The sequence below is a fragment of the Pseudomonas sp. Pseusp18 genome, assembly GCF_059506005.1.
The window spans coordinates 3,700,007-3,723,263 of record NZ_CP169240.1 but is presented as its reverse complement, the minus strand read 5'-3'; the positions used below and the strand labels follow the sequence as shown (position 1 = coordinate 3,723,263).

Annotated in this window: 23 protein-coding genes; 9 read left to right on the top strand and 14 right to left on the bottom strand. The window is 59.4% G+C overall.

Going from position 1 to position 23,257, the window contains the following annotated elements:
* Positions 1–143 precede the first annotated feature (143 nt).
* Both ACEN9A_RS16630 and ACEN9A_RS16625 read left to right on the top strand, forming a co-directional pair.
* On the top strand, positions 144–851 hold the full coding sequence (locus tag ACEN9A_RS16630) for a winged helix-turn-helix domain-containing protein (RefSeq protein ID WP_258674188.1): 708 nt from the start codon (positions 144–146) through the stop codon (positions 849–851).
* Positions 852–2,138, top strand: a complete 1,287-nt coding sequence (locus tag ACEN9A_RS16625; protein WP_258668690.1) for an ATP-binding protein — start codon at positions 852–854, stop codon at positions 2,136–2,138.
* Here ACEN9A_RS16625 and ACEN9A_RS16620 read toward each other — a convergent pair.
* The 4 genes from ACEN9A_RS16620 to ACEN9A_RS16605 form a co-directional block, all read right to left on the bottom strand.
* The gene (locus tag ACEN9A_RS16620; RefSeq protein WP_258668689.1) at positions 2,135–2,623 is read right to left on the bottom strand and encodes a GFA family protein; all 489 of its coding nucleotides are present in this window, start codon (positions 2,621–2,623) and stop codon (positions 2,135–2,137) included. The genes ACEN9A_RS16625 and ACEN9A_RS16620 overlap by 4 nt on opposite strands.
* Positions 2,624–2,770: 147 nt before the next feature.
* Positions 2,771–4,042, bottom strand: coding sequence for a cation:dicarboxylate symporter family transporter (locus ACEN9A_RS16615; protein WP_018929647.1), 1,272 nt, complete (start codon positions 4,040–4,042; stop codon positions 2,771–2,773).
* A 95-nt stretch (positions 4,043–4,137) separates the two neighbouring features.
* A complete protein-coding gene (locus ACEN9A_RS16610) occupies positions 4,138–5,346 on the bottom strand; it encodes a pyridoxal phosphate-dependent aminotransferase (RefSeq protein ID WP_258668687.1) in 1,209 nt (402 codons plus the stop codon).
* 11 nt (positions 5,347–5,357) lie between these two features.
* Complete coding sequence (locus ACEN9A_RS16605) at positions 5,358–6,023, bottom strand: RraA family protein (protein WP_018929645.1); 666 nt, start codon at positions 6,021–6,023, stop codon at positions 5,358–5,360.
* Between the two features lie 128 nt (positions 6,024–6,151).
* Between ACEN9A_RS16605 and ACEN9A_RS16600 the strand changes: the two genes are divergently transcribed.
* Entirely contained in the window at positions 6,152–7,048 is an 897-nt protein-coding gene (locus tag ACEN9A_RS16600; protein ID WP_018929644.1) for a LysR family transcriptional regulator, read from the top strand.
* Positions 7,049–7,090: 42 nt separating this feature from the next.
* On the opposite strand, the gene ACEN9A_RS16595 is transcribed toward ACEN9A_RS16600, so the two are convergent.
* The 3 genes from ACEN9A_RS16595 to ACEN9A_RS16585 all read right to left on the bottom strand — a co-directional run bounded on the left by ACEN9A_RS16595 (position 7,091) and on the right by ACEN9A_RS16585 (position 9,738).
* Positions 7,091–7,708 (bottom strand): DNA-3-methyladenine glycosylase family protein, encoded by a 618-nt coding sequence (locus ACEN9A_RS16595; protein ID WP_258668685.1) that lies wholly within the window; start codon positions 7,706–7,708, stop codon positions 7,091–7,093.
* Positions 7,709–7,782: 74 nt separating this feature from the next.
* Entirely contained in the window at positions 7,783–8,595 is an 813-nt protein-coding gene (locus ACEN9A_RS16590; RefSeq protein WP_019579343.1) for an isocitrate lyase/PEP mutase family protein, read from the bottom strand.
* A gap of 60 nt (positions 8,596–8,655) precedes the next feature.
* Positions 8,656–9,738, bottom strand: coding sequence for a bifunctional transcriptional activator/DNA repair enzyme AdaA (locus ACEN9A_RS16585; RefSeq protein WP_258668684.1), 1,083 nt, complete (start codon positions 9,736–9,738; stop codon positions 8,656–8,658).
* 126 nt (positions 9,739–9,864) lie between these two features.
* Here ACEN9A_RS16585 and ACEN9A_RS16580 point away from each other — a divergent pair, with 126 nt between their 5' ends.
* Entirely contained in the window at positions 9,865–10,278 is a 414-nt protein-coding gene (locus ACEN9A_RS16580) for a VOC family protein (protein ID WP_258668683.1), read from the top strand.
* A gap of 3 nt (positions 10,279–10,281) precedes the next feature.
* Here ACEN9A_RS16580 and ACEN9A_RS16575 read toward each other — a convergent pair whose 3' ends face one another.
* On the bottom strand, positions 10,282–10,902 hold the full coding sequence (locus ACEN9A_RS16575; protein WP_258668682.1) for a LysE family translocator: 621 nt from the start codon (positions 10,900–10,902) through the stop codon (positions 10,282–10,284).
* 188 nt (positions 10,903–11,090) lie between these two features.
* Positions 11,091–11,303, bottom strand: coding sequence for a DUF1059 domain-containing protein (locus tag ACEN9A_RS16570; protein WP_007937743.1), 213 nt, complete (start codon positions 11,301–11,303; stop codon positions 11,091–11,093).
* A 241-nt stretch (positions 11,304–11,544) separates the two neighbouring features.
* Here ACEN9A_RS16570 and ACEN9A_RS16565 point away from each other — a divergent pair, with 241 nt between their 5' ends.
* Positions 11,545–12,132 carry a LysE family translocator gene (locus ACEN9A_RS16565; RefSeq protein WP_258668681.1) on the top strand — a complete coding sequence of 196 codons (588 nt, stop codon included), beginning with the start codon at positions 11,545–11,547 and terminating at the stop codon, positions 12,130–12,132.
* A gap of 22 nt (positions 12,133–12,154) precedes the next feature.
* Here ACEN9A_RS16565 and ACEN9A_RS16560 read toward each other — a convergent pair whose 3' ends face one another.
* The 3 genes from ACEN9A_RS16560 to ACEN9A_RS16550 form a co-directional block, all read right to left on the bottom strand.
* Positions 12,155–15,838: a hypothetical protein gene (locus ACEN9A_RS16560; protein ID WP_258668680.1), complete on the bottom strand. Its 3,684-nt coding sequence runs from the start codon at positions 15,836–15,838 to the stop codon at positions 12,155–12,157.
* A gap of 171 nt (positions 15,839–16,009) precedes the next feature.
* Positions 16,010–16,843 (bottom strand): AraC family transcriptional regulator, encoded by an 834-nt coding sequence (locus tag ACEN9A_RS16555; RefSeq protein ID WP_019648945.1) that lies wholly within the window; start codon positions 16,841–16,843, stop codon positions 16,010–16,012.
* A 34-nt stretch (positions 16,844–16,877) separates the two neighbouring features.
* Entirely contained in the window at positions 16,878–17,381 is a 504-nt protein-coding gene (locus tag ACEN9A_RS16550; protein WP_019648946.1) for a VOC family protein, read from the bottom strand.
* 244 nt (positions 17,382–17,625) lie between these two features.
* On the opposite strand from ACEN9A_RS16550, the gene ACEN9A_RS16545 reads away from it, so the two are divergent.
* The 4 genes from ACEN9A_RS16545 to ACEN9A_RS16530 all read left to right on the top strand — a co-directional run bounded on the left by ACEN9A_RS16545 (position 17,626) and on the right by ACEN9A_RS16530 (position 21,544).
* Complete coding sequence (locus ACEN9A_RS16545; protein ID WP_258668677.1) at positions 17,626–18,081, top strand: (2Fe-2S)-binding protein; 456 nt, start codon at positions 17,626–17,628, stop codon at positions 18,079–18,081.
* A 31-nt stretch (positions 18,082–18,112) separates the two neighbouring features.
* Positions 18,113–20,281, top strand: a complete 2,169-nt coding sequence (locus ACEN9A_RS16540) for a xanthine dehydrogenase family protein molybdopterin-binding subunit (RefSeq protein WP_258668676.1) — start codon at positions 18,113–18,115, stop codon at positions 20,279–20,281.
* Position 20,282: 1 nt separating this feature from the next.
* Entirely contained in the window at positions 20,283–20,861 is a 579-nt protein-coding gene (locus ACEN9A_RS16535; RefSeq protein ID WP_019648949.1) for a hypothetical protein, read from the top strand.
* A 74-nt stretch (positions 20,862–20,935) separates the two neighbouring features.
* Entirely contained in the window at positions 20,936–21,544 is a 609-nt protein-coding gene (locus ACEN9A_RS16530; RefSeq protein WP_258668675.1) for a GGDEF domain-containing protein, read from the top strand.
* Here ACEN9A_RS16530 and ACEN9A_RS16525 read toward each other — a convergent pair.
* On the bottom strand, positions 21,535–22,812 hold the full coding sequence (locus ACEN9A_RS16525; RefSeq protein ID WP_258668674.1) for an amidase: 1,278 nt from the start codon (positions 22,810–22,812) through the stop codon (positions 21,535–21,537). The genes ACEN9A_RS16530 and ACEN9A_RS16525 overlap by 10 nt on opposite strands.
* Positions 22,809–23,234 carry a VOC family protein gene (locus ACEN9A_RS16520; RefSeq protein ID WP_258668673.1) on the bottom strand — a complete coding sequence of 142 codons (426 nt, stop codon included), beginning with the start codon at positions 23,232–23,234 and terminating at the stop codon, positions 22,809–22,811. The genes ACEN9A_RS16525 and ACEN9A_RS16520 overlap by 4 nt, the downstream gene beginning before the upstream one ends.
* Between the last annotated feature and the right edge of the window lie 23 nt (positions 23,235–23,257).

Sequence of the window (23,257 nt, the reverse complement as noted above, 5' to 3'; positions counted from 1 at the left end):
TAATTGTTAAAAACTCTTAAAAGAATGAAACATCGCCAAAAACCGGCCCCCGCGGCCGGTTTTTGCTGTCTGCGATAACCGTCCCTTCATCGATTGGCGCCATAATGCCGGCCATTTCATTCAAGGGTTGGCAGACGGTCATCATGGAGAGACTGGGTTTTGGCAAAGTATTGCTGGTGGAAGACGACGAGAAGCTCGCCGGGCTGATTGCGCATTTCCTGGCCCAACACGGTTTTGAAGTTCGACAGGTGCACCGCGGTGACCTCGCGGTAGCCGCTTTCCTTGAATTCAAACCGAAAGTCGTTGTGCTCGACCTGATGTTGCCGGGGCAGAGCGGCCTGCACGTGTGCCGCGAAATCCGCAGTGTGTCCGACACACCCATCGTCATCCTCACCGCCAAGGAAGACGACCTCGATCACATTCTCGGCCTGGAATCCGGTGCCGACGACTACGTGATCAAGCCCATCAAGCCCCCTGTGCTGCTCGCTCGTCTGCGTGCCTTGCAACGCCGTCAGCTGCCGGACAGCAGTGTGTGCAGCTCACTGGAATTCGGTCATCTGAGCATCGATCGCAGTTGCCGCGAAGTGCGCCTGGCGGGCGAGGGCATCGAGCTCACCACCATGGAATTCGAACTGCTGTGGTTGCTGGCCAGCGCCGCCGGCAAGACGCTGTCCCGCGACGACATCCTCAACCGCATGCGCGGTATCGCCTTCGACGGCCTCAACCGCAGTGTCGACGTGTACATCAGCAAATTGCGCGGCAAACTCAAGGACAACCCGCGCGAACCGATGTGCATCAAGACCGTGTGGGGCAAGGGTTATCTGTTCAATCCGTTTGCGTGGGAGCTGTAAATGCTGCGGTTATTTTTGGGACTGTTTCTGGTGATGACGGTTGGCCTGGTACTGGGGCTGCAAACCGTCGAGCGCACGTTTGATGCGCTGCTCGACGGCCAGATGCGCAGCTACAACCAAGAGGCGGTGCGTGGTCAGGCCTGGTCGCTGGTCGAGCAATTGCGCGGCCTGGACAGTCCGGCCCGGGAGCGACAGCTGGAAGCCATACGCCCTCACTACGGCTTGGGCCTGGCTCTGATCGAGACCGATCAATTGTCTCTGACCGATCAGGAACAAGCCGAGTTGGCCCAGGGCCTGCTGGTAATGCGCGACAAGTACACGCAGTTCATCTCGCGCATTGACGACGGTTCGCAGCTGCTCAGCATCAAGCTGCCGGCCGAGCCGAGTCTGATGCCGTTCTACATTGCCGCGGCCTATCTGATGATCGCGGTGATGATCGGTTTCGTGCTGTATTTCTGGGTACGCCCGCACTGGCGCGATCTGGAGACACTGCGCCTGGCCGCCGAACGTTTTGGCGACAACGACCTGTCGGCGCGCATCCAGCTGTCCAAGCGCTCGAACATTCGTGACCTGGCTGAACACTTCAACCTGATGGCCGCGCGCATCGAGGGGCTGATCGCCAATCAGCGCGAGCTGACTAACGCGGTGTCCCACGAATTGCGCACGCCGATTGCACGGTTGTCGTTCGAACTCGATCAACTCAAGCAACAACCGGATCCGACCCAGAACCGCGAGTTGATTGCCGACATGTACGCCGACCTCGGCGAACTGGAAGAAATGGTTTCCGAGTTGCTGACGTACGCCAGCCTTGAGCGTGGCGCTACGGTAATTTCGCGGGAGAACATTCAGGCCAGCCATTGGCTCGACAGTGTGGTGGGTAGCGTGGCGCTGGAGGGCGAAGCCGCCGGGGTGCAATTGCTGATTGTCGAATGTCAGGTTGACGAGGTTCGCATCGAACCGCGTTTCATGGCCCGGGCGGTGATCAATTTGCTGCGTAATGCCATTCGCTATGCCAACGAGCGGGTAGAAGTGTCGTTGGTGCGCACCGGTGATCATTACGTAGTGCAGGTCAACGATGATGGGCCGGGCGTGCCGCTGGACGGACGGGAGAAAATCTTCGAACCGTTCTCGCGCCTCGATGCCAGCCGCGACCGTCGCACCGGTGGTTTCGGCTTGGGCCTGGCGCTGGTGCGGCGGGTGTCTCAATCCCATGGCGGGCAAGTGGAAGTGGCGGATTCGCCGTGGGGCGGGGCGTCGTTTCGCATGACCTGGGCGCATTTGGATTAGCGGCTCAAACCCAGGCGTTCATGCCACTGGGCAATGGATTCTACCGGGTAGACCTCGAATTGCTGGTCCCCCGGATGCACCTCGACTTCCACCCACGGCGCCTTGGAACCGAGCATCAGATGCGTGTGCTCGGGCGGCACCGGCAACGGGGTGTCGATGGCCGAGGCAAACGGGTGAATCAGCTCCGGCCATTCAGGGCTGAACAGCCATAATCCCGAGCCGCACAGGGAACAGAAATGCCGCTCGGCGGTGCTGCGCCGGGCGCGCTTATCGCCTTTGTCCTTGAGCCGCGCATGGTAAATCGATATGTGTTTGCGACCGCGCACCTTGAGGCTCTGGGCGTCGCCCGCCAGGTTGATCGCATAACCGCCACCGCCCTGGGTCTTGCGACAGATCGAGCAGTAGCAACGTTGATAAGGGTAGGGGTGGGCGCTGGTCAGGCTGAACGACACCGCGCCGCAATGGCAGGAGCCTTCGAGCTGCATGGGAGCCTCCGATGGGGGGGATGACTCAAGACAGACTAGACCGTAAGCGTTTCTGCACTTGAATTTATGGTGGCCGTTCGGGCGCCTTCGCGGGCAAGCCAAATGTGGGAGCAGGCTTGCTCGCGAAGAACGATGACGCGGTCTCAGTTACGAGCACTGCCCCTGCGGCACCCTCAGGCAATGAGCCTCGCGACCCTCCCACTTGGCGATCACCAGTGGCGCCAGTGCATTGCCAAGCACATTCAGGGCGGTGGTCGGCATCTCCATCAACCGATAAACCCCGGCAATGAACGCGATGCCTTCCAGCGGTAATCCGGCACTGGCCAGGGTGGCCGAGAGAATCACGAACATGAACCCCGGCACACCGGCAGCCCCCTTGGACGTCAGGACCATGGTCACCACCAGCAACGCCTGATCGCCCAGGCTCAGGTCGATGCCGTACAACTGGGCGACGAACAAGGTGCCGATGCCGAGAAACAGCGACGCACCGTCAAGGTTGAAGGAATAACCCACCGGTACCACGAAACTGACTAGCGACGGCGGCACACCATAGGTTTCGAGTTTCTTCATCAGTTGCGGCATCACCGCCGCCGAGCTGGCGCTGGAGAAGGCCAGGACCAGTTCATCCTTGATGTGGCGCATCAGCGCGAACAGGTTGATCCCGCACAGTCGCGCCACCAGGTTGAGCACCACCAGCACGAAGAACGCAATCGCCACGTAACTGACCATGATCAGCTTGGCCAGTGGCAGCAAAGAGCTGAAACCGAAGTTGGCCACGGTCACGGCAATCATCCCGAACACACCGATCGGTGAGTAGGCCATGATCATCGACGTGACCTTGAACATCGCTTCCGAGACACCGCGCAGCAACGCGATCAACGGCTCCTTGCGTTCGTTGCCAAGCTTCGAAACACCGAGGCCGAACATCACGGCGAAGAACAGCACCGACAGCAGACTGCCCTGGGCCATCGCGTTGATGACGTTGTCCGGAATAATACCGACGATGATCTGCCCCAGGCTGTGCCCTCCGGCTGCGCTGCTGGTCGGCAGGGTAACGGCGGCCGCCTTGAGGCTCGCCAGATCAGTGCCGGCACCGGGTTTGAGCAGGTTGCCGATTACCAGTCCGACAATGATTGCCAGGGTGGTGATGCTGAAGAAATACGTCAGCGACTTGACCCCGATCCGCCCCAGGGATTTGCCGTCACCGTGACCGGCAATGCCGACCACCATGCAGGAAAACACAATGGGTACGACGATCATCTTCATCAGCTTGATGAAGATGTCGCCGGCCGGTTGCAGCAGGTTGTTCACCAGCCACGGGCGAGACTCGGGAAAGCTGTGCAGCAGGGCGCCGATGGCAATGCCGGCGAGCAGACCGATCATGATTTGCCAGACCAGCGCGATGCGGGGCTTGTGCATGGGGGGATGCCTCATTTGATGACGATGATTATGAGTGTTGTTCTAGGCAGTCAATGGGCAGCCGTCCGATGGCTGTCGGGTGTTGCGATCAGCCGTCAGCGCAAGCGTTGGCACGCTTCTTTGAGACGACGGCAACCTTCTTCGATCACGTCCAGCGAACTGGCGAACGACAGACGGATATACGGCGACATGCCGTATGCGGCGCCGCTGACCGTGGCCAGGCCGTGCTCCTTGAGCAGGTAGGCGACCAGTTGCGTATCGCTGTCGATGCGCTCGCCACTGGTGGTGGTTTTGCCCATCAGCCCGCTGACGTTGGCGAACACATAGAACGCCCCGTCCGGAGGGGTGAAGCTCAGGCCGTTGATCGGTTGCAACAGTTCGAGCATGCGGTCACGGCGTTGTTGGTAAACCTCGCGCATGCCAGCAATCGGTGCCTGATCCCCGGCAAACGCCGCGACCGCAGCCGCCTGGCTGACCGAACTCGGACACGTGGTGGTCTGCGACAGCAGTTTGCCGATGGCCCCGATCAACCACGCCGGACCTGCGCCAAACCCAAGACGCCAACCGGTCATGGCGTAACCCTTGGACGCGCCGTTGACGATCAGCGTGCGCGGTTTCAGGTCCGGGGCGAGCAGGGTCAGCGACACATGCCGGGCGTCGCCATAAACGAACTGCTCGTAGATTTCGTCGGCCATGATCAATACATGAGGATGCCGACGCAGGACGTCCGCCAGTGCCAACAGCTCGGTTTCGCTGTAGACCGCACCACTCGGATTGTTCGGCGTGTTGAGGATCACCCATTTACTGCGCGGGGTGATTGCCTGCTCCAGCGCCGCTGGCGAGAGCTTGAAGCCGTTGGATTCATCGCCGGGAATGATCACCGGCGTGGCGTCGTTCAACCGGGCGATGTCCGGGTAAGACACCCAGTACGGCGTGTGCACGATCACTTCATCGCCCAGGTTCAGCGTTGCGGCCAGGGCGTGGTAAATGATGTGCTTGCCGCCGCAGCCGGTAACCACTTCGTCGAGCCCGTAATGCAGGCCGTTATCGCGTTCAAGCTTGAGGCAGATCGCTTTGCGCAAGGCAAGTGTGCCGTGGGTGGCCGTGTAGTGCGTGTCACCGCTGTGCATCGCGGTGCTGGCGGCGTCGAGGATATGTGCCGGAGTGTCGAAATCCGGTTCGCCCATGGTGAAGTTGACGATGTCCCGACCCTGGGCGCGCAGCTCGGTCACCAGTGCGTTGGCGGCGATGCTCGGCGAAGGTTGGATGCCCAGCACCCGATCAGACAAAAATGCAGTGCTCATTGTGTTCCCCCTTAATCGGCCAGGCCGGCCTGCTGCAAGACCTTGTCCATCCAGCTCTGACGCAGGGCGCCGGTGGCGATTTCGGCTTTGACTTGTTCTTCGTGGGCCGCATGTTGTGCGGCGCGACGCAGCACTTCGGCCGCATCGGCCTGGGAAAACGCCACCAATCCGTCTTCGTCGCCGACCAGCAAATCGCCCGGTTGAACCAGCATGCCGCCGATCGACACCGGCACGTTGATCTCGCCCGGACCGCTCTTGTAAGGGCCGCAGTGCACGACGCCGCGGGCGTAGCAGGGGGTATCGTCGAAACTGGCGACATCGCGAATCGCGCCGTCAATCACGAAACCGACGCAGCCACGCTGCTGGGCGTAGAGCTTGACCAGTTCGCCGATCACCGCGTTGTTGGTGTCGCCCTGGGCGTCCACCACCAACACATGGCCGGGTTGCAGCATGCTCATGGCCTTGTAGATCAGCAGGTTGTCGCCTGGACGGGTTTTGACGGTCAGGGCGGTGCCGACCAATTTGCCGCTGCGGTTGTAGCGGGTCAGGCCGCGAGCACCAATGTGCCGGCCGAGGTTGTCGCTGATGTGCGGCGTGACCACATTGGCGAACGCTTCGAGCACTTCGGCAGCGGCCAGCGGTGGGTTGGGAAGAATGCGTGAACCGGGCAAGGACATGGCTGATCTCCTGAAGAATGAGTTAGCAGCCGATCAGGGCTGTGGCTCGATCTTAGGAGTGATAAACAAACAGTTTTAGCGATATTTTATTATGCGGTAGTATCGCTTTTTTTCATGTGGCGTTTGCAATGATCACCTTCAAGCAGATTGACGCGTTGTTCTGGATTGCCGAGTTGGGCAGCTTCGAAGCGGCAGCGAACAAGCTGAACATGTCTCAGTCGGCGATTTCCAAACGTATCCAGGAGCTGGAAGAAACCTTCGACGTGGAGATTTTCGACCGCAGCAAGCGCAACGCACGGCTGACCGAGAAGGGCGGCGAACTGCTGGATTACGCCAAGGATTTGCTGGAACGCCGTGACTATTTGCTGGAGCGGGTCAGCGCCCGTGAAGTATTGGTGCGCAGGTTTCGCCTCGGGGTCACCGAACTGACGGCGTTGACCTGGTTGCCGGCGCTGGTCGAGTCGCTACGGCAGGCTTACCCCAAGGTGCAAATCGAGCCTTCGGTGGAACTGAGCAGCGAACTGTTTCGCAAACTGGAAAACGATCAACTCGATCTGGTCATCGTCCCGGATGTCTACAACGATGCGCGGTTCGTCAGTACCCCACTGAAGTCCGTCGAAAACGCCTGGATGTGCGCGCCAGGTCTGATTACCGACCCGGATCCGGTGAGTATCGAGCGCCTGGCCGGTTGCACGGTGTTGACCCAGGGATCCCAGTCCGGGACAGGCTTGATCTACGAGCGCTGGATGGCTTCCCACAATGTGCAGATGCCTAAAACCATCACCAGCCATAACTTGCTGGTGCAGGTCGGATTGACCTTGTCCGGGGTTGGTGTGAGTTATTTGCCCAAGGCCTGCCTGTCGCATTTGATCGAACGAGGCGCGTTGCGCGCACTGGTGACGACGCCGGGCCTGCCGCGGATTCGCTACGCCGCGCTGCACCGCACCGATCGTCAATTCGGTCTGAACCAGGATGTCGCGCAACTGGCGCTGCAGTGTTGCGACTTTTCGCGGTTGTTGCTCTGAACGTCAGATGTCGGGCTTGCCCGCGATGAACGATTACACGGTCTACCGGTTAGGTACCCGCCACAAATACCACGACGCCACCGTCCGATAAGGGCTCCACGCCAACCCGATATCCACCATCTGCTTGCGACTCGGCTGTTGTTCCAGCCCCTTTAACCGGCGATAACCCTCACGCACCCCGAAGTCATCGGCCGGCAAAACGTCTGGCCGCTCCAGGCTGTAGATCAGCAGCATTTCCACGGTCCAGCGGCCCACACCGCGCAAGGTGATCAAACGCTCGATCAATGCTTCATCGTCCATCGCCAGCGCCGTGGCGTAGTCCGGCACCACGCCGTCCAGAGCCGCCTGAGCGATGCCCTGAATGGTTGCGATCTTGCTGGCGGAAAAGCCGCAACCGCGCATCTGCTCGAAGTCAGTCGCCAGGATCTGCTCGGGTCTGGGGAAGGTGTTCGCGGGAAACAACGCCAGCAGCCGGCCGACAATCGCATCGCCGGCCTTTGCATGTAGTTGCTGATAGGCAATCGCCCGCACCAGCGATTCATAAGGATCGCGCGCCGCGTGGGGCTGATGCAGGCAGGGGCCGATGGCGCTGATGTGGCGCTGCCAGTCGGCATCGAGGGCCGAGAGGAATTCGCTGGCCAGTTGATAGGTGTCGGGCATGGAGCATCCTGAGGGGCGGGTGGCTGCGGGAAGACTAGTCGTCCCCCCGCAGCGCCGCACTCCATTGCTTGCGGTCAAACTTTCCCGGTCGGGGCCAGCAGGGCGTTCACTTGGCTGTAGGTGAAGGCCTTGAGGTGACTGCTGTCGAGCGTGCCGGTTTGCAGAAAGCTTTTGGCCAGGCCGGCCATGGCGCCGTAGAGGAATTCGGCGATGCCGGAGCCTGCGCTCAAACGGCGCACGCCAAGGGCTTGCAGTTCCTCGGGCGAAGGCAGGCCCGGGAAGCCGAGCACGTTCAGCGGCAGCGTTGTGCCGTGGCACAGGGCGTCGATCTCGTACGCCGCCGTGACGCCAGCGGCGAACAATCCGTCGGCACCGGCGGCCTGATACAACGCGGCGCGTTTGAGCGTCTCGGCGACACGATCTTCGGCCGGCACCAGGCCCCTGAGGTATACGTCGGTGCGGGCATTGATGAACAGCTTCACATCCCGGCGATTGGCAACCTGGCGCGCAATTTCGATCTTGCGGGCCAGCAGGTCGGGCGGGGCAGCGCCGTCCTCGATATTGATCCCCACGGCACCGGCGGCGATCACTGCGTCGACCACTTGCGCAACTCGCCCCAGGTCATCGGAATAACCCGCCTCAATGTCCACGCTCAACGGCACGCTGATGACCCGGGCGATGGATTCGACGGTGGAAACCAGCCGCTCAAGCGGCAAGGTGTTGCCATCCGGATAACCATGCACCCAGGCCACTGCTGCGCTGCTGGTGGCCACGGCTTTGCTGCCCAGCTGTTCCACCAGTCGCGCCCCGGTGGCATCGGCGACGTTGGTCAGAATCAACAGCCCGCTCTGGTGCAGTTGATGGAATTGAGTGTCGAGTGTGTCCATTGAATGTCCCTCCTTATGACTTTTTATTGGAAAACCTTTTTTTGAAAAGCCGTGGAGCGATCAGAATGCCAGTTGTTGGGTGATTTGCACCGCGGCGCTTTCCAGCCTGAGCAGAAACGCTTTGCGCGGTTGTCCACCACCATAGCCGGTCAACGAGCCGTCTGCGCCGATCACCCGATGACAGGGCAGCACAATCGCCAGACGGTTTTGCCCGTTGGCCATGCCCACGGCGCGACTGGCGCCGGGCTTGCCCAGTTGCGCGGCAATCGCGCCATAGGTGCTGGTCTGGCCGTAGGGGATCTTCATCAATTCGTTCCACACCTGCTTGGCGAAAGCGCTGCCGGGCAGGTGCAGGGGCACGTTGAATTCGCTCCGTTTGCCGGCGAAGTATTGCGCCAGTTGTTCTTCAATCTGCTGCAAATGCCTGTTGTGTCCGGGGGCCACGGCGTAGCCATAATGGTTCTGCAGTTCTTCGATTTCCTTGGTCAATGCCGGTCGGTCGAGAAACTCCAATAGCACCAGCCCACGCCGTTCGGCCATGGCGATCATCGGCCCCAGCGGCGTGGTCAATCGGGTGAACAGCAGCGGCTCGCTGTGGACGGCGCGACCGGGGGTGATGTGGAATGACTTTTGAAACGCATCGCGAAAACCGCTCAAGGATTCATAGCCGGAATCGAACGCCGCGTTGTCGATGGATTCGCCTTGCTTGATGCCACCGAGGGCGATGCCCAACCGTCGGCTGCGCAGCCAGGCGTGAAAAGTCATGCCGAAATGCTGCTTGAACCAGCGCCGCAGTTTCAGCGGCTCGATGCCCTCGGCGAGCAATTGGGCATCGGTCCAGCGCTGGTCGGGGTCGGCGTCGACGGATTTCAGCAGTTGCTGCACCCAGTCCGGCGCAATGGCTGCGGCGTCCAGCGGTTTGCACCGCAGACAGGCCCGATAGCCCGCCGACATCGCCTCATCGGCATGAGCGAAGAACTCGACGTTTTCCGGCTTCGGTTTGCGCGCCGTGCAACTGGGGCGGCAGAAGATGCCGGTGGTTTTGACCGCGGTAAAGAACACCCCCTCGTAGGCGGTGTCGCGTTCGAGCATGGCGCGAACCATCTCGGCGTGGGGCGGAAGCACAGCGTTTTGTAGGTTCATGGGCTGAGCATAAGCCGCGTTGCCTGGTGCCTCCACCGGAAAATCGACAGAGAATTTTTGTACCCTGAGCTACAGTCATCGGGTCACCGGCAATGCTGTAAACGCTATTTTCAGGAATCCATCCCAATGCAAGCATTCACGATTAAACACATCGATCACATCGTCCTGCGCGTCGAGAACCTCGAACGCAGCATCGCGTTTTATGGCGAGGTACTCGGCGCCGAACTGGTCAAGCGCCGCGACGATCTGGGCCTGGTGCATCTGCGTGCGGGCACCTCGATGATCGATCTCGTCGACATCCAGGGCGAAATCGGCCGCACGGGCGGTGCTGCCGCTGGTCGCGAACGGCGCAACGTCGACCACTTCTGCCTGCGCATCGAACCGTTTGACGAGGAAGCACTGGTCAGGCACTTGCAGTCCTTTGGCCTGAAACCCGAGAAAGCCGCCGTGCGTTTCGGCGCCGAAGGCAACGGGCTGTCTATCTATTGCTTCGATCCGGACGGCAACCAGGTCGAACTGAAAGGACCGTCCCAAGCGTAAAGGTCAGGCCCGTTTCGCCATCAACAGCACCGAAGCCGCCGCCGACAACAATCCCGCGCAGCAACGGTTGAACATCCGTTTGCCCCGTGGTTCAGCGAACCAGCGGCGCATGTGCAGGCCCATGTAGGCGTAGGCGCTGATGGCGATCCATTCCAGCAGCAGGAACAACGCGCCGAGCACCGCGAATTGTGGCGCCACCGCCTGGGTCGGGTCGACGAACTGCGGCAGGAAGGCGGTGAACAGCAAAATGGCCTTGGGATTACCCGCTGCCACCAGAAACTCCTGCCGCGCCAGGGCCAGGATCCCCACCGGCGTGCCGGTGATGTGCTGCTCGGCCTCGGGATTGGCGCGCCACAGTTGCCATGCCAGGTACAACAGGTAAGCGGCGCCGATGATCTTGATCGCGTAGAACAGCCATTCCGAGGTTTTCAGCACCACCGACAACCCGGCGGCGGCCAGAGCGATCATCCCGGCAAACGCCAGCAAACGCCCGACGCCGGCCACACAGGCGCGACGATAGCCATAACGGGTGGCATTGCTGACTGACAGCAGATTGTTCGGGCCGGGGGCCATGTTCAGGGCAAAGCAGGCCGGCAAAAACAGGAAGAGGGTGGCGAGGTCCATGAACGGGCTCCAGGAACGAGAGCGGTATTTTTATCACGGGTGGTTGGTGATTTGGCCCATACAGCGGTGGATGCAAATAGCCGTACAGAGAAAAACACGGGACAGACCACGATTGTTCGGCATTTGCCTTGAATCGTGGTCCGTCCCTTTTTACGGGGAAATCAAAAGATCGCAGCCTTCGGCAGCTCCTACGCCGGACGTGGTGCTTCTACGGGCGGGGTGCCGTCGTGGAACATTGTCTTCAGTTGAGCACGCAGTTCTGGTGAATCGGTGTGCTTGTGAACACTGACCGCATGCTGTGCCGCGGCCTCCAGCAGTTCGTTTTCAGAGTCTGCGGACAGGGCGACCGAGCATTTGGAAGCGCTTGGGAACTCGCGGCAGTCGATGTATTTACGCGCCATGATCTTCTCCTCCCTACGATGAAGGCAGGCCGTGGCCTGCGTGAACGATCACTCGACGCGCCCCGCATCGAGTGTGCCGACTCTTGAAGTATAGGCCCGCCATAAGGTGCCTCGTGACAGTCTTGCAACCTACAGGGCGCGACATGCATCGCGGAACAGGCAAGGGTTGTTTTCTTCAATACAGCATTTCCCTGGCTCTTTACCTTGAGCCCTGGTTCAACTGAATTGAAGAAGGTATGCAATGAGTCTGATTCTTTCGATGGCGGCGTTTGCCTTGGTCGCTTCCATTACACCGGGGCCGGTGAACATTGTGGCGTTGAGTTCGGGGGCGCAGTTCGGTTTTCGCGCCAGTCAGCGGCATGTGGCCGGGGCGACTCTGGGGTTTGTGTTGCTGTTGGTGCTGATGGGCCTGGGGTTGCATGAGGTATTGCGGCTGTGGCCGGCGCTGACGCAGGTGGTGCAGCTGGCGGGTGTAGCGTTTCTGCTGTTCATGGCCTGGAAGCTGGCGGCGGACGATGGTCGCATCGATGCAAAAGAGTCGCGCCGGGCACCGTCGATGCTGTATGGCGCGGTGATGCAATGGCTCAATCCGAAAGCCTGGCTGGCGTGTGTAGCGGGCATGGGCGCGTTCGTCGCGGACGGCGAGGCGCGGCTGGTCTGGCAGTTTGCGGCGGTGTATCTGGTGATTTGCTATGTGTCTGTCGGCTGTTGGGCATATGCCGGGACATGCCTGCAGGGTTATCTGAATAATCCTGCAAGCATGCGTTTGTTCAACCGGGTGATGGCGGGATTGCTGGGGGGGAGTGCAGCGTATTTGCTGTTTTCCTAGCACCATCCCCCAGACAATCATTTCATTCGAGGCCGTGTAGCAAGCTGAACTCGTTTTTTGTCAGCGGTGTGAACCGGTTGTTTCGTAGCTGGCTGATGGCATACAGCGCACGACCGGTTCGGCCGTTACCGTTGCCCAGACCGTGGAAGCCCACGACGGTGGCGAGCAAATGTTTATCGAAATGCTCATGGCTGGTGTTGAGTAATTTCAGGTGCTCCTTCATCGCAGCGAACCCACTGATATTGCTAGGGTATGTCGTTTCAAAATGTAGTCCGATGCGCTCGATGCCTGCGGCATCTGGTGCAATCCGGACGTTCAGCTCTCTGATCAATGCCGGATCGGTCAGCGACTTTTTATTCCCGGCATACTCACGCAATACCGCAACGATGTTGTCGAGGTCGTTAGTTGGAGTGGTTGAACCGTTCACGATCCAGGCTCCCGCCCTTTGCGAATTATCTGTAAAGCCGCTTGGGTTGAAAGCCGATTCCGGCATGATTTGGCCAAAAGGCGCCTTGCCCAGATCTTGTTTCAACACATTTTGCTGGTAATTTTTTACATAGGTGACATTTTTCGTGTCGAGCTGGGCCAGGACTTTCAGCGCCTCGCCATAATTATCGGCTCCTGATCCTGGTCGGGCGGAGATGTAGTCGTGTGGTAAATTTTTGAGGTAGGTCTTGAACAGATCATCTACGGCCGCTCGGCCAATCAAAGCCTCCAAATCTTGTGCTGACTTGAGTTTTGTTGTCGATTCAACAACTGCATTGTTGAACAGATGTTCTAGTTCAATGTTGGTTACGTTACTCGGCAAACGACTGTCTTTGTTCCCCAAAAGGGTCACAATCTGTTCGACGGTCTCAATGCTGTCGTCCTTGAACAGCGCACGCCCATGGGCAACCGTGTCCAGCGACATGCGGATCCGAGAAGCCGAGCCGGTATGATCGATGGCCTTGATCAAGTCGTAGCCGTTTGCACCGGACATAAAACGCAATTGCTGTCTTGCCAGGTGAGAAGCGGAGCGGGCGTGGCCGCTCAACTTCATTACACCTCGAGCCAGCAGCTGGCTGCCACCGGTGAGTAACTTTGTAGGATTGTCGATGGGAGCGAAGAGGCTGATGACGGTACTGCCAACCACTTTGGAAGTGGAAAGCAGTTTCGAGACCAGGGTTGTGGCCTTCGCGCTGATAGCGGCCACTTTAATGCCGATGACGGCAACGGAAACAGCGAGGGCCGCGGCATCCATGACACAGCCGAAAATGGCGCGGTTTTGTCGGGAAGGCACCCCCGAGGAAAGCTCCTCGACGCATTCCTTGAACGGGATGATCAGGTTCACAATGAAAGTGAAGATGGCTTCGGTCTTTTCAATCGCTTTTTCACGTTTGGTCTGGTCGAGGCCCAGTTGCATCAGTTCATCTTCAGTGAAATAGGGGTTTTCTTTTGCAATAAGGTTACTGATTGCTTCTTTTCGCGTTGAACGAAAGTAGGGGTTCGGCGTGGTGGTGTCTGCACTTGCTGATGGGTTGAATTCACCGATTTTGCGGATGAAAAAAGCGGATTTTGCATAGCTGCGGGGGGCCGTGTTCGCTTGATAAGCCTGTATATCCAGACGGCCTTCCAAATGTTGTTTGTGGTTCACAAATGTCGCGGCAGCGGACCCACTGGCCATGAAGAGAGGGCGAAACACTTCACTAAGCTCCTCGCTGTATACGCATTCCGTCCTCATCGGAAATAGTTGATAACAACGAAGCTCTGAATCAAGTACCGCACAAATGATAACGCCATAACGACCGGTCTTTCCGGGGGTGGGCGTTGCCGGTCTTACAGCACCCGTCGGGTTGGGGATATTAGTAAATCGGGTGGTGGTATATTCCTGAACACAATAGAGACCCAGGTGGCCGTCCTCAATGAACGACCTGTCCGTCAGGCTTAGTTGCGAAAATGTAACTTTGATAATGGCCGACAACGCTTCGGTCATTGAGTTGTAATGATTGTGGATCGCTTGTTCAAATAGACCTGCAATGGGGTACAGGTCAGTCAGATCAGGGAATGCCTCGTAAATACTGCTCCCTTTGGTTCGGTCCCAATCCTGGGTGTGAAGCTCGTCGCCCAGGTAAAGATCGACAACCGATACCCGCCTTCCTGCACCACCGCCCGTTCCGCGATGTTTGACCAACAGTTCCTCAGGGTCACAATCCGGCACCTGGGATTTGAGTTCTTTAAGTGCGAGCGCCTTGCGATGGGGCAGCGGTTTGCCCAGATCAATCAAGGAGCTCGTCATCATGTCAGCATGTTGCTTGTACTCATCCTTCGCCACCGTAACGGCTTGCAGGTTGAGGTTGTCCTCTGAATCCCGGGCGATCAGATCGTTCATCAGCGCCCAGGTTATCACCGGGTCAGCCGAGTGCGTGGCAAACACTGTTTTGAGTTCAGGGGTCAACTGCGATGCGCGGGCGAACCCCAGCAGGTGTTGGTAGGTCATGCTCCGGGAAACACCGGGGACGATCGCTTCGGCAAAGTGTACGGCTTGCGTGAAGACGACCCAGGCCGGTGTGCCAATACGCAGGTTTGACGGCAGCTCATCGGCAAGATATTCCGGCGCCATGCCTCCCAGGACCAGTTCCGCGACGAGCGGGGCAATCATGGCGTCGAGCTTGAGTTGGCTGACCAGATGCTGTTCAAGTCGCGTGCGGACCGCTGAGGGGGGAAGCAGCAAATAGCGTTTCGAGTAGAGGTCAAAACCTGCAAATGAGGTATTGGCGCTGTCCAGTTCCGGATCAAGGTCAAGCAGCATCACCGCAATCATCAGCTGTTCGATGAACTGTGCGGTTGGCTTGGGGCCGTTTTCATCAGAGAACCAGCCTAATGCCGTCATGAACGCATGCCCATTATTCGCGCTCGACACTGCAATATCGATCAGCCGTGTCAGCCGGTAACCTTGGCTGGTGGGCAGTTTGTCGGCGGAAAAGCTTTCAAGTTTCAGCGAATGGCCATAGAGCGAAACCAAAGGAAGTTCGCCTCCGGTTTCTTCCTCGATCACATCGCGAATGAGGGCGCGATTTTTCTCCGTGAGTTCGAATGGTGAGTCTTTGGGGGAAATCAGCAACTGCCAGTAGTTCCCATAGGGCGACGGTACTGGAAGTGTGGTGGCATTCAGTAGATCAATTAACTCTTTCGCACTTTCCACGCTGGCCGGAAGTGGCAGGCCGTGAAAACGCAACCACTGGCTTATTGTGATTTTTTCGGTGGACGTCACCCATCCGCCGGTCAGCTTGGCACTGCTTGAAAGGAGGCGCAGCTGTTCATCGATGTCGGCAACGCCAGTGAAGTGACGGGCGATGTCGTTACGCTCAGAGAAGAAACCAACGGTGACCAGCTCGCCGTTGACTTCACGGGTACTGATGTTGTTATAGGAGTAAAAGAGTTGACCGTGTTCGTTGACATGAAAGATGTTTGTTTGGGGGATGCCTTGTTCGGCCCCGATTTTTTTGAAGTCGGGTTGCCGGATGAGCCTCGCCAGGCAGGTAGTAGCTGGACGATGTAGTTGGGAGAAGTCGGAATCCGGGTCGCAGATAACTGATACACGGTCCCATAACCACCCAACGGCTGCCATGACGTCTTCATCGCTGAGGAAGTTGGTAATGGCTTCAATGACTGATTGTTTCTCGCGTTGGTTGCTGGAATGAAATACGTAGTTATTTTGCGTGTTCAAGTAAGAAGCTCCATCTTCTGATGTTGGGTTGTAGCGTGGGAAGGGAGCTTAAATAAGAGTTCGGCGCGTTGTCATTTTATTTATATGACTTCATATGACTTTTGCAGGCAAGGGTCGTGAGTTGGTTTTAACTAACCTGTTCTTGATAGGGGAACTTGTCGATGTATTAACTTATCCGCGATATTGCCCAGGCGTCGCCGCCAGATGCTGTTTGAACACCCGCTGAAAATGCGCCTGATCAGCAAAACCCGCCTCTAACGCCACATCGGCAATTAATCGCCCATTGCGCAGTCGATCCCGGGCGAACTGGATGCGCCGGTTGACCAGAAATGCATGGGGCGTCATGCCGTAATGCTGTTTGAAGGCGCGAATAAGGTAGGACGGCGACAGTTGCGCCGCTTCGCAAATGTCTTCGAGCTTGAGCTGGTGCGTGCAGTTATCGCGGATGTAGTCGGCGGCCCGCTCCAGCTTGAAGTTAGGCTCGCGCAACGGTTGATCTATAGGGTTGAGCCGCTGTTGCACCTCGGTGAAAAACTCCACCGCCGCGCTGTGCTTGTGCAGCACATCCTGCTGCCGATCGACCAACACCTCGTACAAGTTCTTCAGGCCGGCGAACAGCTCGACATCGCGATTGTGGGTGATGGAAAACCGGCGAAACGCCGAATCCTGGCTGAAGCCGAGCTGATGCTGCAAGTCAGTCAGCCAAGGCGTCTCGACGTACAGCATCAGGTACGACCAAGGCTGGTCATCGATCGGATTGCAGGCATGCACATCGCCGGGGTTCATCAACACCACGGTGCCGGCGCTGACCTGAAACTCCGATTGCTCATGGATGTAGGTGCTGCGCCCAGCGGTGATAGCACCGATGGAAAAGTGTTCGTGGGAATGCCGGGCGTAGCAGACCTCGCGGCCGTCGGCGATGGAGCGGGCTTCGATGAAGGGCAGGGCGTCGTCGCGCCAGAAACGCGGGGCTTTGTCTGCATCTTTGGCGACGATGTGCTTCATCTCGGTGTCCTTGGCGGGCCAGTACCTCAGTGTATTAGCTCTGGCCGGCAAAGGCTCGTTCCAGTTCGGCGATGTCGAGTTTTTTCATCTGCAACATCGCTTGCATGGCACGCTGGGATTTTGCCGTGTCGGGGTCTTGCATCATGTGCATCAGCGCCACCGGCACGATTTGCCACGACACGCCGAATTTATCCTTGAGCCAGCCACATTGCTGCGCCTGCACAGGCCCGCCGGCGGTCAGGTTGCCCCAGAAGTGGTCGACTTCCTCCTGATTCTGACAATTGACCTGGAACGACACCGCTTCGTTGAAGGTGAACACTGGCCCACCATTGAGACCGGTGAAGGTCTGGCCATCAAGCTCGAAGCTGACCGTCATCACCGAACCTTCCGGGCGGCCGTGGATTTCCTGACCGGCCTTGCCGTAATGGGTGATGGCGGTGATTTTCGAGTGATCGAAGATCGAGCAATAAAACTTCGCCGCCGCTTCGGCCTGATCGTCGAACCACAGGCAGGGTGTAAGCTTTGGAAAGCGTTGCATGGCGGTTGTCCTCGGCAGGTTGTACACGCTGGACTATCAGATTAGCCAGCCTGTAGGCGATTGGACGGACCGTAGATCGACAAGTCCGTAGCAGCTGCTACGGGACGGGAGCGACCGGTGGTCGATGAACATGGCTTGTGGGTCAAATTGCGCTTAGCTGTAGGGATGACCCAAGGCGCCGCGTAGGTATTTCGCTGCCACAGCGGCGCCCCTTCAGAACACTGTGAGTCTGAGGAAATCCGCCATGCTGACCCTGAACATCAATGGCAAGGACCAGGAACTGGATGTCCCCGCGGACATGCCGTTGCTCTGGGTTCTGCGCGATGTCGCGCACCTGACGGGCACCAAATTCGGTTGCGGCATGGCCCAGTGTGGTGCCTGCACCGTACACGTCGACGGCGCGCCGCTGCGCTCCTGCATCACGCCCGCCACGGCGGTGGCCCACGGGCAGAAAATTCTCACCATCGAAGGTCTGTCCAGCGACGGCTTGCACCCGGTGCAGCAGGCCTGGGCCGAACTCGACGTGGTTCAGTGCGGTTATTGCCAGTCCGGGCAGATCATGTCGGCGGCCGCGTTGCTGGCGAAGATCCCCAAGCCTACCGACAGCGACATCGACCAGGCGTTGTCCGGCAACATTTGCCGCTGCGGCACCTACCCAAGAATCCGCGCGGCGGTCAAACGCGCCGCCGAGATCGGTTGAGGTTGAAGCCACGTTGAAGGGAGTCTGAGCCATGCACAGCATCAACTCTGTCTCGCGTCGCGGTTTTCTCAAGAGCAGTGCCGTGTTGGGTGGCGGTCTGGTGGTGGGGTTTGTCATCCCTGGCAGCCATCGCTTTGCCCTCGGCGCCGAGAATCAAGGAGAGGTGTTCGCGCCCAATGCCTTTTTACGCATCGGCAACGACAACAGCGTCACTGTGCTGCTCGGCCATTCGGAAATGGGCCAGGGCATGTGGACCGGCCTGACCATGTTGATCGCCGAAGAACTGGACGCCGATTGGTCGAAAATTCGCGTCGAACACGCGCCAGCCTCGGCCGCCGAGTATGGCCTGCCGGCGTTTGGCGGAATGCAGATCACCGGCGGTTCGACCTCGACCTGGATGGAGTTCGATCGCTATCGTCAGGCCGGCGCAACGGCGCGCCTGATGCTGATCGACGCGGCGGCCAAGCGATTCGACATGGCGCCTTCGCAGATCCGCACCGAGTCGGGCGTGGTGATTGCTGGCGACAAGCGCGCTACTTACGGCGAACTGGCGGATGACGCCGGCAAGTTGCCGGTGCCGGATCCGGCCTCGATCAAGTTCAAGGAGGCCAAGGACTGGAAGGTCATCGGCAAACCCACCAAGCGTCTCGACACCCCGGAGAAAATCACCGGGCAGGCGAAGTTCGGCATGGACGTGCAATTCGACGGGCTCATGACCGCGGTGGTCGCTCGGCCGCCAGTGTTCGGTGGCAGCGTCAAATCCTTCGAAGGCGCCGAAGCGCTGGCGGTGCCGGGCGTGCACAAAGTGGTGCAGGTGCCCACGGGAGTCGCGGTGATTGCCGATCATTATTGGGCGGCGAAGTTGGGGCGCGATGCGCTGAAGGTTGTATGGGAACCGGGGCCGAACGCCGGGCTCGACAGCCAGCAACTGCTGGAAAGCTTCCGTAAACTCGCCGCCACCCCCGGGACCTCGGTCAGCCAGGCCGGGGACGCGACGGTGATGTTGGGCAGAGCGGCGAAGACTATCGAGGCCGAATACAGCGTGCCGTACCTGGCCCACGCACCGATGGAACCGCTCAATTGCACGGTGAAAATCACCAAGGACAAATGCGAAATCTGGACCGGCACGCAGTTCCAGACCCTGGATCAGATGATCGCGGGGAAGATCACCGGGCTCAAACCCGAACAGGTCGAGATCCACACCCAATTCCTCGGTGGCGGCTTCGGGCGTCGGGCCAACCCGACCTCGGATTTTGTCAGCGAGGCGGTGTACGTCGCCAAAGCGGCGGGCGAACCGGTGAAAACCGTCTGGTCCCGAGAGGATGACATTCGCGGCGGTTACTATCGCTCGGCATTCCTGCATCAGGCACGCATCGGGCTGGACGCCGACGGTATGCCGATCGCCTGGAAGCATGTGCTGGTCGGACAGTCGATCATGGCCGGCACGTCGTTCGAGGCGACCATGGTCAAGGACGGTGTCGACAAAACCTCCGTCGAAGGTGTGGCCGGCAGTCCCTATTTTGAGGGGCTGGCCAATCACCTGATCGACCTGCATTCCCCGCAAACCGGCATCAGCGTGTTGTGGTTGCGGTCGGTGGGGCATACCCATACGGCATTCGTCATGGAGTCGTTGATCGATGAGCTGGCAGAGGCGGCCGGCAAGGATCCGGTGGAATACCGACGAACCTTGCTCAAGGCGCATCCACGGCATCTGGGGGTGCTGAATCTGGCGGTGGAGAAAGCCGACTGGAAAGCGCCGTTGCCGGACGGCCACGCATTGGGCGTGGCGGTGCATGAGTCTTTCGGCAGCTACGTCGCCCATGTGGCGGAGGTGTCGCAGGACAACCTGGCGATTCGCGTACACCGGGTGGTGTGTGCGGTGGATTGCGGCATTGCGGTCAACCCGCAGAGCATCGCCGCGCAGATGGAGTCAGGCATCACCTTCGGCCTCGGATTTACCTTGCACAGCAAACTGACGTTCAAGAACGGTCAGGTGCAGCAGTCCAATTTTCACGACTATCAGGTGCTGCGCCTGAACGAAATGCCCGTGGTCGAAGTGCATATCGTCCCCAGCACCGACAAACCCGGCGGCATCGGCGAAGTCGGTGTACCGCCCGTGGCGCCGGCCGTGGCGAACGCGGTGTTTGCCTTGACCGGGCAGCGTCTGCGGGAACTGCCGCTGCAATTGTCGGGGGTGTGACATGAAACGACATCTGTTGCTGGGCGCGGTGGTGCTGATCGGGCTGACTGGCTATGCCTCAGACCTGTTCGCTGATGAAAAAGAGGCGCTGAAGGCGTTTGACACGGTACAGAAGGTGTTCCAGAGCCCGCGCTGTCAGAACTGTCATATCCCCGGCGATTCGCCTTTACAGTTCGACGCCGGCAATCCTCACGCGATGAGGGTGGTTCGCGGGATGGATGGCAAAGGGGCGGCCGGTCTGCCGTGTGCCAGTTGCCATGCCGAAAGCAATCCGCCCGCCAGTTATGGGCCTCACGCACCGCCCGGAGCGCCGCATTGGAGCCTGCCGCCGGCCGCGCACAAAATGGCCTGGATCGGTCTGCCGCCCGACAGGTTGTGCGCGATGATCAAGGACCGTTCCAGTAATGGTGATCGTGATTTTGCGGCACTGATCAAACATGTCAGCGAGGACAAACTGGTGCTCTGGGGCTGGCATCCAGGTGAGGGACGGACGCCAGTGCCGGTGCCCCACGACATTTTCGTCACCCAGTTCAAACTCTGGGCGGACGCTGGAGGGCCGTGTCCGGTGGCGGGTAGCTGACCAGCGGCGCGTTTATAAGGAGTCAAACCGGGTGTGAACGACTCTAACGTTTATATCCATCAAGGGAGTGAGTAATGCTAACCCCAGACAAACCGCTCAAACCCGGCGCGGGCACGCCGAACGTCCTCGACGGCGCCGTGCAGGACCGCGATGTACTGCGCGACCTGGCGCGCAAGGCCGAGCAAGAACTGATGGGCGTGCAGATGGCGAGCATGGATGAGTTGACGCTGCTGTCCAATCGTCATGGCTTCGAGGCTCTGGCCCAATTGGCGCTGGAGGCCTGTCGGCAGTTGGGCCAACCTGCGACCCTGTTGTTTTTCGACCTTGATGACTTCAAGCACATCAACCGGTTGTATGGGCGTGCCGAGGGCGACAACGCCCTGAAAACCTTTGCCGACGTGTTGCGCATCGCTTTTCGTGAAAGCGATGTGATCGGTCGGCTGGGCAGCGATGAGTTTGCTGCCTTGTTGACCGGTGCCAACACGGTGGAGATTGCCGCAATCAGGGCGCGCCTCGAAGAAATACTCGATGAGCGTAATGCCACGGTGCATCGTGGCTATGACATTCGCTTCAGTGTCGGGCAGATCGAGTTTGATGCCCAGCTAACCCAAACGGCGCAAGACCTGCTGGCTCTGGTCGATAAGGCGTTGCGTGCCCGACAGTTCGAAGCTCGTCATTCTTGAATGGCGCCTTGCAAAACCGCTGCAACGTGCTCGGCCGTTCGTAACAGCTGACCATCCTCTCTGAACCTTCCGATCATCTGTAGCCCGACAGGCAACATGGCTTGGCCGGGCCTCAGCGGGATGTTCAGTTGCGGCAAGCCAAACGCCCCCCAAAACTTGATGAAGTCCGACGGCCCGGTGCTTTCCAGGCCGACCGGCGCGACCATCCCGCAAGAGGCGCCGAGCATGGCGTCGAAAGGGCGGCAAAGCTCGCTCAAGCGTGGGGCAAGATCAGCCAGGCGCGCCTTGGCAGCGGATTCCTGTTGCCAGGTTGTGGTCGCCGCCCGCTCGAACATGGCCAGGGTCGAAGGGCTCAATTGTGTTCGGTGTTGTTGAAACTCCTTTGCCAGCGAGCGGGCACCTTCGCAATCGTTAATCAACTGATGATCGTCGAATACACCGGCAAACTCATCCGGCAGCCGTACTTCGCTCACGTGATGGCCGGCGCTGCGCAACTGATCCACCGCCTGTTCCAGGGCAAGGACCACGTCGGAGTCCACTTGATCCCAGCGTGACGTGCGGCAGAACCCCAATTGCAGTGGACGCCGCTCGATGCCAGGCATCACGAACCCGGGAATCAACACGCGCGCTACCAGGTGCAGGTCGCGCACTGACTGGCCATACCAACCCACGGTGTCGAAGCTCGGCGCCAACGGTTTTACCCCTTCCAGCGACACCAGCCCCAGCGACGGTTTGAAGGCGAAGAGGCCGCAGTAGGATGCCGGCTTGAGCAACGAGCCTGCGGTCTGGGTGCCCAGCGCCAGGGCAAAGAACCCTGCAGCCATCCCGGCCGCCGAGCCCGCGCTGGAGCTGCCCGGCGTTCGCGTAAGGTCGTGGGGATTGCGGGTTGGACCGGTGTGCATGTACGCAAACTCGGTGGTATGGGTCTTGCCCATGATCAGCGCCCCGGCCTGGCGCAGCAGCGTCACGACGTGGGCGTCCCGGGAGGGTTGATGGTCGGTATAAATGGGTGAATAGAACTGTGTGGGGTAGGCAGCGGTGTCGAAAATGTCTTTGATGCCCACGGGGACGCCGGCCAGCAGGCCCTGGCCGTTGTGCTGCGCCGCATCGGCGCGGACCTGCCGGGCGTCGAACGAGACAAAAGCCTGGATCTCCGGCTCCCGCGCCTGAATGCGCTGAAGAAAGGTTTCGGCGATGATGGCGGCGGTAGTTTCGCCATTGACCACCGCTTGACTGAGGGTGGTGGCGTCAAGGGGCGAGCGGGTCATTTGGCGAACAACTGATTGATATTTTTGAACGCCTTGAACTCCAGAGCATTGCCGCAGGGATCGAAAAGAAACATCGTGGCTTGTTCGCCCACCAATCCCTGAAACCGGATGCCCGGCTCGATCACGAAGTGTGTGCCCAGGGCTTTCAGGCGTTCGGCCAGCGCCTCCCATTCTTCCATCGGCAATACCACACCGAAATGCGGCACCGGTACGTCGTGGCCATCCACGACGTTGGTATGGGCGGCTTCCTGAGAAGCGTTTTTCGGGGCCAGATGAATCACCAGTTGATGGCCGAAAAAGTTGAAATCGACCCAGTGATCGCTGGAGCGACCTTCTTCCAGGCCGAACACCTCGCCATAGAAACGCCGGGTAGCGTCCAGATCGTAAACCGGGATGGCCAAATGAAAAGGGGACAGTTGCATCGGATGTGCCTCGACGGGTTGAG